This window comes from Brevundimonas sp., assembly GCF_027487935.1.
Lineage (GTDB): Bacteria > Pseudomonadota > Alphaproteobacteria > Caulobacterales > Caulobacteraceae > Brevundimonas.
This window is the reverse complement of the sequence record NZ_JAIYCP010000030.1, coordinates 20,513-33,691: the sequence shown is the minus strand read 5'-3', so window position 1 is coordinate 33,691 and position 13,179 is coordinate 20,513. Positions and strand designations below refer to the sequence as shown.

The 13,179-nt window shown below is 66.4% G+C and carries 14 protein-coding genes; 7 read left to right on the top strand and 7 right to left on the bottom strand.

The window, feature by feature from the left end:
• The first annotated feature begins 46 nt into the window (after positions 1–46).
• A complete protein-coding gene (locus tag Q0053_RS11305; protein ID WP_298100184.1) occupies positions 47–1,624 on the top strand; it encodes a helicase HerA-like domain-containing protein in 1,578 nt (525 codons plus the stop codon).
• On the top strand, positions 1,621–2,346 hold the full coding sequence (locus Q0053_RS11300) for a rhomboid family intramembrane serine protease (protein WP_298100182.1): 726 nt from the start codon (positions 1,621–1,623) through the stop codon (positions 2,344–2,346). Before Q0053_RS11305 ends, Q0053_RS11300 begins: the two co-directional genes overlap by 4 nt.
• On the opposite strand, the gene Q0053_RS11295 is transcribed toward Q0053_RS11300, so the two are convergent.
• Together Q0053_RS11295 and timA are read right to left on the bottom strand one after the other, a co-directional pair.
• Positions 2,315–3,469: an MltA domain-containing protein gene (locus tag Q0053_RS11295; RefSeq protein ID WP_298100180.1), complete on the bottom strand. Its 1,155-nt coding sequence runs from the start codon at positions 3,467–3,469 to the stop codon at positions 2,315–2,317. The genes Q0053_RS11300 and Q0053_RS11295 overlap by 32 nt on opposite strands.
• On the bottom strand, positions 3,466–4,098 hold the full coding sequence (gene timA, locus Q0053_RS11290) for a TIM44-related membrane protein TimA (protein WP_298100178.1): 633 nt from the start codon (positions 4,096–4,098) through the stop codon (positions 3,466–3,468). The genes Q0053_RS11295 and timA overlap by 4 nt, the downstream gene beginning before the upstream one ends.
• A 195-nt stretch (positions 4,099–4,293) precedes the next feature.
• On the opposite strand from timA, the gene secB reads away from it, so the two are divergent.
• On the top strand, positions 4,294–4,797 hold the full coding sequence (secB, locus tag Q0053_RS11285) for a protein-export chaperone SecB (RefSeq protein ID WP_298100176.1): 504 nt from the start codon (positions 4,294–4,296) through the stop codon (positions 4,795–4,797).
• Positions 4,798–4,812: 15 nt separating this feature from the next.
• On the opposite strand, the gene dnaQ is transcribed toward secB, so the two are convergent.
• The 5 genes from dnaQ to Q0053_RS11260 are packed head-to-tail and all read right to left on the bottom strand — an operon-like array spanning position 4,813 to position 8,448.
• Positions 4,813–5,532 (bottom strand): DNA polymerase III subunit epsilon, encoded by a 720-nt coding sequence (gene dnaQ, locus Q0053_RS11280; RefSeq protein ID WP_298100174.1) that lies wholly within the window; start codon positions 5,530–5,532, stop codon positions 4,813–4,815.
• Between the two features lie 6 nt (positions 5,533–5,538).
• A complete protein-coding gene (gene coaE / locus Q0053_RS11275; RefSeq protein WP_298100172.1) occupies positions 5,539–6,180 on the bottom strand; it encodes a dephospho-CoA kinase in 642 nt (213 codons plus the stop codon).
• Entirely contained in the window at positions 6,177–6,974 is a 798-nt protein-coding gene (locus Q0053_RS11270; RefSeq protein ID WP_298100170.1) for a shikimate dehydrogenase, read from the bottom strand. Before Q0053_RS11270 ends, coaE begins: the two co-directional genes overlap by 4 nt.
• Positions 6,971–7,516, bottom strand: a complete 546-nt coding sequence (locus Q0053_RS11265) for a Maf family protein (protein ID WP_298100327.1) — start codon at positions 7,514–7,516, stop codon at positions 6,971–6,973. The genes Q0053_RS11270 and Q0053_RS11265 overlap by 4 nt, the downstream gene beginning before the upstream one ends.
• Before the next feature lie 53 nt (positions 7,517–7,569).
• Positions 7,570–8,448, bottom strand: coding sequence for a pyruvate, water dikinase regulatory protein (locus tag Q0053_RS11260; RefSeq protein WP_298100168.1), 879 nt, complete (start codon positions 8,446–8,448; stop codon positions 7,570–7,572).
• Between the two features lie 498 nt (positions 8,449–8,946).
• Between Q0053_RS11260 and hemE the strand changes: the two genes are divergently transcribed.
• From hemE to rho, 4 genes are all read left to right on the top strand, one after another.
• Positions 8,947–9,993, top strand: a complete 1,047-nt coding sequence (hemE, locus tag Q0053_RS11255) for a uroporphyrinogen decarboxylase (RefSeq protein WP_298100166.1) — start codon at positions 8,947–8,949, stop codon at positions 9,991–9,993.
• Positions 9,990–11,051, top strand: coding sequence for a ferrochelatase (hemH, locus tag Q0053_RS11250; RefSeq protein WP_298100164.1), 1,062 nt, complete (start codon positions 9,990–9,992; stop codon positions 11,049–11,051). The genes hemE and hemH overlap by 4 nt, the downstream gene beginning before the upstream one ends.
• Entirely contained in the window at positions 11,048–11,518 is a 471-nt protein-coding gene (locus tag Q0053_RS11245) for a CopD family protein (protein ID WP_298100161.1), read from the top strand. The genes hemH and Q0053_RS11245 overlap by 4 nt, the downstream gene beginning before the upstream one ends.
• 206 nt (positions 11,519–11,724) lie before the next feature.
• Positions 11,725–13,137, top strand: a complete 1,413-nt coding sequence (rho, locus tag Q0053_RS11240; RefSeq protein ID WP_298100159.1) for a transcription termination factor Rho — start codon at positions 11,725–11,727, stop codon at positions 13,135–13,137.
• The last annotated feature ends 42 nt before the right edge of the window (positions 13,138–13,179 follow it).

Below are 13,179 nucleotides of genomic sequence, written 5' to 3'. Positions count from 1 at the left end.
GCGGCCGGTAGAGCATGAGCGCCGCCCCCCGCCCGGAGTTCCCCCGATGACTGATGGTGCCGCCGCTGCCCCCGGCCTGTTCCTCGGCCAATCCGCCGACAGCGGGGCCGACAGGCCCGAACAGCTTCTGTTCCACCGCGCCAACCGTCATGGCGTGGTCGCCGGCGCCACCGGCACCGGCAAGACGGTCACCCTGCAGATCATGGCCCAGGGCTTTTCGGATGCGGGCGTTCCGGTCTTCTGCGCCGATGTGAAGGGCGATCTGTCGGGTATGTGCGTGCCGGGATCACCGAACGAGAAGCTGCTGGCCCGGGCCGCCTCCATGGGGCTGACTCTGACGCCGAAAGCCGCACCCGTGGTGTTCTGGGACCTGTACGGCCTCAAGGGCCACCCGATCCGCACCACGGTCAGCGAGATCGGTCCCGTGCTGCTGGCCCGCATGTTGAACCTCAATGAGGTGCAGGAAGGGGTGCTGTCGGTCGTCTTCCATGTCGCCGATACCGAGGGCCTGCTGCTGCTCGACCTCGATGACCTGCGCAGCATGCTGGTCCACGTCGGGGAGAATGCCGAACGGATCGGCCGCGAGGTCGGCAATGTCGCCCCCGCCTCGATCGCCGCCATCCAGCGCTCCCTGCTTCAGCTGGAACAGCAGGGCGGCAAGGCCTTCTTCGGTGAACCGGCCCTGCGGCTGGAAGACATGATACGCACCGGCCTCGACGGCCGGGGGCAGGTCAATGTGCTGGACGCCACGAAGCTGATGAGCAGTCCGCGCCTGTATGCCGCCTTCCTGCTCTGGCTTCTGTCGGAGCTGTTCGAACAGCTGCCCGAGGTCGGCGACCCGGAAAAGCCTCGCCTCGTCTTCTTCTTCGACGAGGCCCATCTGCTGTTCAACGACACCCCTGATGCGCTCCGGGAAAAGGTCGAACAGGTCGTGCGCCTGATCCGGTCCAAGGGAGTCGGGGTCTATTTCGTCACCCAGAACCCGGCCGACATTCCCGACAGCGTCCTGGCCCAGCTGGGGAACCGCATCCAGCATGCCCTGCGGGCCTACACCCCGGCCGAGCAGCGCGGGCTGAAGGCCGCGTCCAACAGTTTCCGCCCGAACCCGGCCTTCAACACCGAAGAGGCGATCCAGGGACTGGGCGTGGGCGAGGCCCTGGTCTCGACCCTCGACGAGAAGGGCGCGCCCAACATCGTGACCCGCACCGCCATCCGTCCGCCCGACAGCCGCCTCGGCCCCGCCACCGATACCGAGCGCGCCGCCGTCATGGCCGCCAGCCCGGTGCGCGGCCTGTATGAGACCGTGGTCGACCGGGACTCCGCTTCGGAAATCCTTGCCGCCCGCCGCGGTGAGGCCGATCAGGCGACGGCCGAGGCGAAACTGGCGGAGGCCCGGGCGAAAGCCGACGCCCTGGCCGCGAAGGACGCGGAAAAAGCCGCCGCCGCCCGGGAGAAGGAACAGGCCCGCCATGAGCGCGAGGCTGCCCGCGCCCGCGCCCCGGCCCGGCGCTCGTCCCGCGAAACCCCGATCGAGGCGGTGACCAAATCGGTCCTGCGCACGGCGGGCAGCACGATCACGCGGGAACTGCTGCGGGGCCTGCTCGGCGGGTTGCGCCGGCGATGACGTCCGACCAAAAACTCAATCAGCCAACGACACTTCAGCGAGCGACCAGTGGTCGGCTCGGTGGCATCAGTTGGCGAGCCCTGCTGGCCCAAGATGTCAGGGCCGGGGCGTTACCAGGCCTGGTCTTGGTCGGATTGCTGGTGGCGGCGTTCATCGGGCAATGGTTCATCGGAGGCCCTGAGCAACTCGGCCTGTCGCGGCAGGCGGTGTCGGAGGGGCGATGGCTGACCCTTGCGACCCACGCCGTCACTCACGGCGGACACCTGCACCTTTGGATGAACAGCGCCGCCATCTTGTCCATGACCTTACCTGTCAGGCTGCTCGTCGGCAGCGGGGCGGAAGGTTGGTGGCGCTATCTGTCGCTGCTTGTTGGCGCGGCGATCTTGTCGGCCGCCATGTTCCTGCTGATTCACCCGAACGACGGCATCCCAATGGTCGGGGCGTCCGGTGCGATCTGCGGCCTTTGGGGTTTACTGGTCAGAAGCGATTTGGAAACGCGGAGGCTTCGGCCACTTTTGTCCAAGCCTGTGATGATCGGGATGGGCGAATTCGCCATCACCAATGGCGTACTCTTCGCCATTCTCTTCTTCGCCGCGCGCTCAACAGGCTCGCAGGGAGGTTTGGCTTGGGAAGCTCATCTTGGGGGCTTCCTGTTCGGTTTGCTCTTGGCACCCCTCTTCGTCAGAAGGCTCAGTCTCTCGGAACCAGCCGCCACATCCTGAGCGGATGGCGGACCGCACCCGCCTCTTCACCCGCTGCGTCGCCTCGACCCATGTAGAAGTCGGCTCTCACCGGACCGCGAATGGCCGAGCCGGTGTCCAGGGCCACGACCAGCCCCTGATAGCTGGCCCGGGCCCCGACCAGATTGCCGCCGTCGGCACTGATCCAGACGAGGTCGCCATAGCGCCAGTGGGCGGGGTCGACGGCGATCGAGCGACGGGCCGTCAGGGGGATGCCGGCCGCCCCGTTTGGCTGGCCGCCGTCATCGGGGTCCATGGCGAAGAAGATGTAGCGGGGGTTCAGGGCCATGACGGCCCGGGCCTCGGGCCCGCGATGGGCCTCCAGCCAGGCGCGGATGGCCTCGCCCGAGGTGCCGTTGGCCGGCAGCAGCCCCTGGTCCGCCATCGGCCGGGCAATGCCCGTAAAGGGCTGGCCGTTGTCGGCGGCATAGGCGGCACGGGCGGTCGAGCCGTCTTCGAAGGTCAGATAGCCCGAGCCCTGGATCTGCATGAAGAACAGGTCCTCGGCCCGCATCCAGGCGAGGGCGTCGGTCGGCGGCGCGGCCTCGATCTCGGCGCGCACGGCCCCGACGGTGCCGCGGGTCCAGCCTTCGGGACGGGGCCGGACGGGCATGTCGAACTCGGCGTCCGGCGTCCGCCGGGCGGCATATTCGGGCGCGAAATAGGACGTCAGCAGGCCCGGCCTGCCGTCCGCCGTCCCGGCCGCCACGACGGTGAAGCCGCTCTCGAGGAAGGCGCGCGCCAATGAGGGTGTCACCGGCCTCGAGGTCTGTTTGATCAGCATGGCCCGATTGCACTGGGTCCGCGAGGCGGCGTCGCGGGCCACGGTGCAGCCGACGGCCCAGGCCTCGAAGGCGGCCAGATGGTCCTCGTCATTCCAGCCGGGCAGGGTCGCCGGGCTCAACCCCTCGGGTGCTGGAGCTGGAGCTGGAACCGGAACCGGAGCGGGAGCCGGGTCGGGTATCGGTGCGGGAACGGCCGGGGCGGGCTCCGGCGGAACCGGTCGGGCGACGGGCGTCGAGGCGCAGGCGGCGAGCGTCAGGGTCAGGCCGACAAGGACGGCCGTTGCAGAAAGACCCCGACGGCGTGCGCCGTCCCTGATCATGCAGAGGCGGGTTCGGTGCGGGCCAGGACCCAGTTGGGATCGCTGGCGCCGAGGGTGCGTTCAAAGGTCCACAGCTCGGCGACCCGACGTTCCTCGATCTGGGGCTCGGCAGCGGCGTCGGCAGTGGTCACCGTATTGCGCAGTTCGGCCAGGAAGCGAACCTTGGCGGTAGCCCGGTTCTCCTCGGCCGAGGCCTCCTCCAGATCGGCACGGGCCGGCTGCAGGAATTCGACGACCTCTGTCTCGCCGCGGGTCTCACGGGCCGCGATGCCCGCTTCGAACGAGTCCATGACCGTCGGGGTCAGCAGGGGCTTCAGCGTCTCGCGGTCGCCGCCGGCATAGGCGCGGACGATGGTCTCGTGCGCCTGGCGCGCGCCCTCAAGGAAGCGAACCGGGTCAAAGGCCGGGTCACGCGCCTTCAGCCCGGCGATCGAGGCCAGGGTGACAGCATCCAGCACGTTCGGGCGACCGGCTGGCTGGTCCGACGCGGCCGCCGTCGGGCCGGGTTTTGCGCGGGCGTCCTCCTCCGGCTGACGGCCGACCTTCTTGCCCAGCACATTATAGAGCTGGAACAGGACCACGGCCGCGATGACGGCGAAGATGACGATCTGGATTTGAACCGGCGGCACTGGCGAACCTTGATGGGCGAACGGCGAGGGGACCCGACGCAACAACAGACGATTAGGGACTGATATGGGGACGCGCAACCGGAACCGCCCTTCCGGCAGGCGAGCATCGTTGCCGCACCCTGCGCCTCGTGCTAGTCGCCGCGCCTTCACGGTGTCTCAATCCGACACCGCCCACTCTTCCGGACAGACCGACCGATGACCGACGCCGTGCCTCCTTCCGACGCCAAGACCGCCGCCCCGCAGGGTCCGGTCGGTCCCGGCTTCCGCATCGTCGCCCAGTACGTCAAGGATCTGTCCTTCGAGAACCCGAAGGCCCCCGACAGCCTGCGCGTCGAAGGCAAGCCGGCCATCGACATGGGTGTCGAAATGAACGCCCAGGGCCGCCCTGACGGCCTGTTCGAAGTCGATCTGCGCCTCACCATCAAGGCGACGACCGACGCCATGACCGTGTTCAACGTCGAGCTTCTGTACGGGGGCCTGTTCGCCCTGCAGGGCGTGGCCGAACAGGATATCGAGCCGCTGCTGCTGATCGAATGCCCCCGCTACCTGTTCCCGTTCGCCCGCGAAATCATCACCCGTGCGACCTCGGACGGCGGCTTCTACCCGCCCTTCATGCTGGATCCGATCGATTTCGCCGGCATCTATGTCGCCCGCCAGCAGTCGATCGCACGCGGACCGGCCGAAACCGGACAGGCCTGAGGATCGGGGTCTGGTCTACGACCGCTCTTCCAACTCCAGCCCATACCCCTGCCACAACGACCGGTCCTTCAGAGTGGCCTGCAGGAAAGCCTGATGCGCCGCCCGTTCGGTCTCGCTGGTCCGCACCGGCAGAGGCCGCGGGCGAGGGCCATGGCCCTGGGCGGCCACCGCCGCCGCCGCGGCAACCGTGGCGCGTGAAGCCGACAGGTCCAGCCGGCGTTCCTTGCCGCCCTTGAGCTCCAGATAGACTTCGGCCAGCAACCGGGCATCGATCAGGGCCCCGTGCAGGGTGCGTTCCACAAGCGAGACCTTGAACCGCTTGCACAGGGCGTCCAGCGAATTGGCCATGCCGGGAAACCGGGTCTGGGCCAGTTTCAGCGTGTCGATCCAGCGATCCTCGGGGAACAGCGGCCGGCCGCAGCGGCCAAATTCGTGATCGATGAAATTCCGGTCAAACTGCGCATTGTGGGCGATGATCGGGGCGTCGCCGATGAAGTCGCACAGGTCGATGACGATTTCGGCGAATCTCGGCGCGTCCTTGACCCGGTCGTCGGTGATGCCATGCACCCGGATGGCGTCGGCGGGGATCAGGCGATCGGGATTGATCAACCGGTGAAACGTCCGCCCGGTCGGCAGCAGATCCTCGATCTCGATACAGCCGACCTCGATCATCCGGTCGCCGGTACGGGGGTCGAAGCCGGTGGTTTCCGTGTCGAGGACGATTTCGCGGGACATGGACCCTTACTGCGTTGGTTCGCCGGTTTGCGGAAGACTGCGCCGGGGCGGCGTCCACCCTTCGGCCAGAACCATCCCCACGATTTCGTCGACCCGCGCCCGGGCCGCTTCCAGCCCCGCGCCCGTATCGATGACGAAGTCCGCCCGGCGACGCTTCTCCGCGTCGGGCAATTGGCGCGCCAGGATGGCCTCGAACCGTTCGCGGGTCATGCCGGACCGGGCCAGCACCCGTTCTGCCTGAACGGCAGCCGGGGCCGTCACGACCACCACCGCATCCACAGCTGCATCACCGCCGGTCTCGAACAGCAGGGGAATATCCAGCACGGCCAATCTCACACCCCGGGCCTCGGCCGCGGCCAGGTCCGCCTGCCGGCCGATCAGGACCAGGGGATGGACGATGGCCTCCAATCGTTGGAAGCCGTCGCGATCCTGTCCCAGGACCTCGGCCAGCCGGTTCCGGTCGACGGCCCCGTCCCGAACGACGCCGGGAAAGGCCTCGCCGACGGGGCCAACCGCCGCTCCTCCCCGGGCATAGAGCCGGTGCACAGCCGTATCGGCATTCCAGATCACGGCGCCCGCGTCCGCAAACATGGAAGCCGTGGTCGACTTGCCCATGCCGATAGAGCCGGTGAGGCCGAGAACAATCATGCTTCGCTCCCCAGCGCACGCAAGGCGATCCGTCGCACATCCACATCCGGCGGCTCAATGCCAAACAGGGCGCGGAACGACGGCCGGGCTTGACCGATCAGCATCGCAAGGCCGTCCACCACCGTCAGGCCTCGCGCCCGCCCAGCCGTCAGAAAGGGGGTCATCAGGGGGCGGTAGGTCATGTCCATCAGGACAGTTTCCGATCCAAGGAGCGACAGGTCGATGTCCGGTGAGACACTCAATGCATTGACAACCAGAGAGGCCTCGCCCAGCGCCCCTGGCTGGACCACGGTCCCGCCGATGTCAGCGACGAGACCTTCGGCCCGGGCGGCGGTTCTGTTCAGCACCCCGACACGGGCTCCGGCCGCAAGCAGGGCTGCCACTGCTGCCCGGGCTGCGCCGCCCGCGCCCAAGACCACCACCAAACGATCCTTGACCGACAGGCCGGGCGCCTGATCGGCGAGGGCAGCCATCAAACCGGCGCCATCGGTGCTGTCGGCGCTGACCCGGCCGCCCTCGAACAGCAGCAGGTTGGCAGAGCCGCACCTTCGCGCCGTCGTGGAGGCTTCGTCTGCCAAGGCCAGCGCCTGCTCCTTGAACGGGGCCGTCACGTTGAACCCGCGCAGGAGACCGGCGCGCCCCTCAGCGACGAGCTTGGCAAACTCCGCCGGGTCCGCAGGCCCGAACGCGCGATAGTCGGCCTCCAGCCCCGCAACCGCGATCCAGGCCCCATGGATCAGGGGGCTGAGCGAATGGGTGATCGGCTGGCCTGCGACACCCGCCTGAATCCTCATGACGGCAGCACCCCCGCCCGGCGCAATTCAGCCAGAACGGGCCACAGCGGCAGGCCGAGGACAGTGAAATAGTCGCCGTCTACCGCCTCGAACAGCTGCGCCCCCATGCCCTCTAGCCGGTAAGAACCGACGCACGCCAGCAGGGCCTCGCCCTCGGCCTCCAGATAGGCGTCCAGAAAGCTGTCGGAGAAGCCTCGCATCCTCAGGCTTGCCGTATCGAGTCCTGACCAGACGATCTGGCCGTTGCGGGCGAGGGCCGCGCCGGAATGGAGTTGGTGGACCTTGCCGCGCATGGCCGCCAGCCGCGCGCGCGCCTCACCGAGCGAAGCCGCCTTGGAGACCAGGCCGCCGTCGAAACCGAGAGTCTGGTCAGCGCCCAGAACCCAGGCATCCGGGTCCTGGCGCGAGACCGCCAGAGCCTTGGCCTGCGCCAGTTCAAGGGCGAGGCCGGCCGCATCCGCCGGGTCATGAACGGCCTTGACGGCATCTTCGTCCACATCAGCGACCCGGACCGAGAAGGCCACACCGGCCTCCGTCAGCATCGCCCGCCGCGCGGCGCTTTTTGATGCGAGGACCAATCGTTCCGGAGAGGCTTTCACCAGCTGGTTCCCAACCGGCGGGTCCGGCGCTCATTCAACAGGTTGATGATTGCCGCGGCTGTCTCCTCGACAGAACGGCGGGTGACGTCGATCACCGGCCAACCGCGGCGTTCGAAGGCGCGGCGGGCCCTGACTGTTTCCTCGCGCACGGCGTCGTGGTCGACATAGGCGCTGGCCCGGTTGGCGTTCAGCCCGTCGAGCCGGTTTCTGCGGATTTGCACCAGCCGGTCTGGTGACACCGTGAGGCCGACCACCAGAGGGTTTTTCAGCCCGACGAGACGTTCACCGTCTTCCTGACCCGGCACCAGAGGCACATTGGCGGCACGAATGCCGCGGTGAGCCAGATAGATGCAGGTCGGTGTCTTGGAGGTGCGACTGACACCGCACAGGACCACATCGGCCCCCTCCAGCTGGACCGACGACCCCTGGCCATCATCATGGGCCATGGCATAGTCGAGGGCAGCGATGCGGTTGAAGTAATCTGTATCGAGCGCATGCTGGGCTCCGACCCGCGTGGACAGGGCGGCCCCCAGATATCTGGACAGCGCGCTGACCAGAGGGTCCAGCGCGGCGATCTGCGGCATGTCGAGCTTGCGGCACCCTTCTTCAAGCTGCTCACGGAGTTCCCGGTCCACGAGCGTATGCAATACCACCCCCGGCGAAGCGGCCACCTCCTCCAGCACCCGCTCCATCTGTTTGCCGGAACGGACCAGGGCATAGATGTGCTCGATCGGAATGACACCGTCGAAGCGAGCGACCACCGCCTTGGCCATGGCGTTCAGGGTCTCGCCGGTTGAGTCGGAGACCAGATGGACGTGGAAATAGGTCGCCAGTCGCGTCGGACCTGCCGCTCGTCCAGATGAACCGGGGGTCATCGGCGGCTGTCCATGACTGCGAGACTCCTGTGGATGAGCCCCGGCGCCGTCGGGGCGCCGTCGGGGCCGACGGGTGCATCATTTCCTATAGCCGGGCACTGCGTCCGCTGCGAGCCGGGACGGAGGTGGATGGCTGATCTGTTGCCGGGCGGATTCATCCCAAGGTCGCTGCCGGCTCAAGACCGGCCTGTGGAAATCCTTAACGGGAGGTTAACGGCGCCCAGGCCGGGCACCCGCTCTCCGGTCGCGAAACCGCTTCGTTAAGGGATCGTTAGGATTTATCCCCGGTTTCACCAAACCTGCTCGGGGATGCACCGGCGACTGTGACTGTTTGCGGAAAACCCGTCCGATGTCGGTCAAACCGGCCTGTTTGTCCCCGCCATCCCCGGCCCTGCCTTCTTCTTCCAGACTTCAAGACTCTTTTATTGAGAAGGATGGAAGGGTGCGACACGTCTCGGGCTTGAGCGGAACCGAGGCCCCCGGTAGGACCGGTGTCAGATGACCGTTTCCCCCGCCTCTTCCCTGATTCTCAAGGTTCTCGCTGGAGAATCGGGCGCTCGACCGCCCGTCTGGTTCATGCGTCAGGCCGGGCGCTACCTGCCGGAATACCGGGCCCTGCGTGCGACGACACCCGATTTCATTTCCTTCTGCGTGGATCCTGAGAAAGCCGCTGAGGCGACCCTGCAGCCGATGCGGCGGTTCGGCTTCGATGCCGCGATCGTTTTTGCCGACATACTGCTGATTCCCCGGGCCCTGGGGCAGGAGGTCTGGTTCGAGGCTGGTGAGGGACCACGGCTGGGTCGCCTGCCGCCGGTCGAGGCCATGCGCGACCTCACGTCGGGGGCCGGTGATGCCCTGAAACAGGTGGGTCAGACCCTGTCGCTGGTTCGATCGCAGCTTGAGCCGGACCGGGCATTGATCGGCTTTGCCGGAGCCCCCTGGACGGTCGCGACCTATATGCTGGACGGCGAGGCGCGCAGCATCGGAAAGGGCGAGCGCGCACAGGCCCGGACCTATGCCTACGCCGAGCCGGACAAGGTTGCCGCCTTGCTTGAGGTACTGGTCGAGGCCACGGCCCATTATCTGAAGATGCAGGCTGATGCCGGGGCCCAGGTGCTGAAGATCTTCGAGAGCTGGGCCGAGGGTCTGCCGGAAGATCTGTTCGAAAGCCTGGTCCTTCGCCCACATCAAAAACTCGTCAGGCGGGTCCGCGAACTGGGGGTCACTGTGCCCCTGATCGGTTTCCCACGGGGTTCGGCAGCGCTGGCAGAAAGATATGCCGCAGAGGTCGAGGTACAGGCCGTGGCGCTGGATACGGCCTGTCCATTGGAGATTGGACGGCGCGTGCAGGCGATCAAGCCGATTCAGGGCGCGCTTGATCCGCTGTTGTTGCGTGCGGGAGGCGCCATTCTGGACCGGCGCGTGGATCAGCTGCTGGAAGCCTGGGGGCAGGGGCCCTGGATCTTCAACCTCGGGCACGGCATCCTGCCGGACGTGCCGATCGCCCATGTCGAACAGGTTCTGAAGCGGATTGGTGCGCAATGAGTGGGCCGGCAAAAGCTCGGAAACAGGGTCGCCGGATCGCGGTGGTGCTGTTCAATCTCGGTGGTCCGGATGACCAGGCGTCGGTCAAACCCTTCCTGTTCAACCTGTTCAGCGACCCGGCTATCATCGGTCTGCCCAATCCGTTTCGGGCCCTGCTCGCAAGACTGATCTCCAGCCGTCGCGAGACCAGTGCCCAGGCCAACTATGCGCTTATGGGCGGTGGTTCGCCCCTGCTGCCGGAGACCCGGCGCCAGGCTGCGGCCCTGGCGGAAACCCTGTCCGGGCTTCTGTCGGGTGACGTCGTCGAGGCCTTCATAGCCATGCGCTACTGGTCACCGCTGACCGAGCAAACCACGGCTGAAGTCGCCGCCTTTGCCCCCGACGAGATCATATTGCTGCCGCTGTATCCGCAGTTCTCGACCACCACGACCCAGTCGTCACTGAAGGCCTGGCGCGAAACCTATGAGGGTCCCGGGGTCAGCCGGACTGTGTGCTGCTATCCGGAAGCACCGGGATGGATCTCGGTCCAGGCGGACGGGGTGAGAGCGAAGCTCGTCGAGGCCGGCGATCGACCGGTCCGCGTTCTGTTCTCGGCCCACGGCATCCCGGAAAGTCTGGTGAGCAAGAAGGGCGATCCCTATCAGGACCAGATAGAATCGACCTGCGCCGCGATTGCGTCACATGCCGGTCTGACGGACTGGACCATCTGCTACCAGAGCCGGGTCGGGCCGATGAAATGGCTCGGTCCGTCGACCCCGGATGCCCTGGCTCAGGCCGGGCGCGACGGGATCGGAGCCGTGGTGGTCCCGGTGGCCTTTGTTTCTGAACATATCGAGACCCTGGTCGAACTCGATATCGAATATGCGGAACTGGCTCACGAACTGGGCGTCGCACCCTATCTGCGCAGCCCGACGGTCGGCGTTGCCGCGCCGTTCATCCGGACCCTGGCCGATGCGGCGGTCGAAGCCCTGTCACGGACCGGAACAGCACCCTTTGGTCCCGGTTGCCGGGCCGGCTGGAAGGCCTGCCCGCGGACCTGCCCGGGGAACCCTGCATGACCTTCGAGATCGTGCGGGGTCTGCATATTCTCGCGGTCATCGCCTGGATGGCCGGTATGCTGTTCCTGCCGCGGCTCTATGCCTATGACGCCGAACAGGCGGACAAGACTGAGCCGCTGCGGTCGGAGATGCGGGACCTGTTGCGGACATGGCAGCACCGGCTGCTGAAGATCATCGTCAACCCCGCCATGGTGCTTAGCTGGGTGTTCGGTGTCTGGATGATCGGCATCCACGTGTTCGAATACGGCGAGGGCTGGGGCTTCCTCGCCCAGCCGTGGATGATCGCCAAACTTGCCGGTGTCGTTGCGCTTTCGGCCTGGCACGGTTTCCTGGCCGGGGAGCTGAAACGCATTGAGGCCGGGACCTCGAGCCGAACCGGCAAATTCTGGCGCATGACCAATGAGATCCCGTTTGTCATCGCCGTGGTGATGGTGCTTTCGGTGACCACGCAATGGACATTCCGATAAGCCGCCCTGCTTGACCTGAGCTCCCCCGCGTGGTTTCGCTCGGGCCAGCCGCCCTGCAGGAGTCTGGGGCGGTCCCACTCTTTGCGACGCCCGCCGATCTCGCCGGGACGACCCGTCGCCTTCCCACCCGGCCGCAAGGCCAGACATTGCTGACTTTTCCGCCCGCGAGACGCCCTGTCTCGCGGCGATGCTTTTGATTGCACGCCATGATCGACATCACTGATACCCCCGAGACCGATGACGCCGCCGGCGCCGAAACGCCCGAGGCCGGCAATGAAATGGCCGCGGCCGACCTGCCCATGGTCGATCAGGAGCACGGCGACGAGGACGATGACGGCGAGCCGATCGTCCCCAACGGCCGCATCACCCTGCAGGAGCTCAACGAGAAGACACCGGAAGATCTGGTCGCCTTCGCCGAGAGCCTCGAGATCGAGAACGCCGGCAATCTGCGCAAACAGGATCTGCTGTTCGCCATCCTCAAGACCCTGGCCGATGAGGAAGTCGAGATCATCGCTGATGGCGTGCTCGAAATCCTGCCGGACGGGTTCGGCTTCCTGCGCAGCCCGGACGTGAATTATCTTCCGGGGCCTGACGATGTGTATGTCTCTCCGTCCCAGATCCGCCGCTTCGGCCTGCGCTCGGGCGACACCATTCACGGTGCCGTCCGCGGCCCGCGCGAGGGCGAGCGGTATTTCGCCCTGCTCAAGGTCGACACGATCAATTTCGAGGACCCGGAGACGGTCAAGACCAAGGTCCTGTTCGACAACCTGACGCCGCTCTATCCGGAGGAGCGGCTGCATATGGAAATCCAGGACCCGACGCTGAAGGACCGGTCGGGCCGGGTCATCGATATCGTCGCCCCGCTCGGCAAGGGCCAGCGCTGCCTGATCGTCGCCCCGCCGCGGGTCGGCAAGACGGTGATGCTGCAGAACATCGCCAAATCGATCGAGAAGAACCATCCCGAGGTCTTCCTCATCGTCCTGCTGATCGACGAGCGGCCCGAGGAAGTGACCGACATGCAGCGCACGGTGAAGGGCGAGGTCATTGCCTCGACCTTTGACGAACCGGCCACCCGTCACGTCGCCGTTGCCGAAATGGTCATTGAAAAGGCCAAACGGCTGGTCGAGCACAAGAAGGATGTCGTCATCCTGCTCGACTCCATCACCCGTCTGGGCCGCGCCTACAACGCCACTGTGCCCTCATCGGGCAAGGTCCTGACCGGTGGTGTCGATGCCAATGCCCTGCAGCGGCCGAAGCGTTTCTTCGGTGCAGCGCGCAATGTGGAGCAGGGCGGTTCGCTGACCATCATCGCCACCGCCCTGATCGATACCGGCTCCCGGATGGACGAGGTGATCTTCGAGGAGTTCAAGGGCACGGGTAACTCGGAGATCGTGCTGGACCGCAAGGTGGCCGACAAACGCATCTTCCCGGCGATCGATGTGCTCAAGTCGGGCACCCGCAAGGAAGAACTCACCACGCCGAAGGATCAACTGGCCAAGACCTATGTCCTGCGCCGCATCCTCAATCCCATGGGTCCGCAGGACGCGATCGAGTTCCTGATCGACAAGCTGCGCCAGTCGAAGAACAATGCGGACTTCTTCCAGTCGATGAACACCTGACGGCGGTATGGCCGCTGTTTCACGTGAAACAGGAGCGGGTCT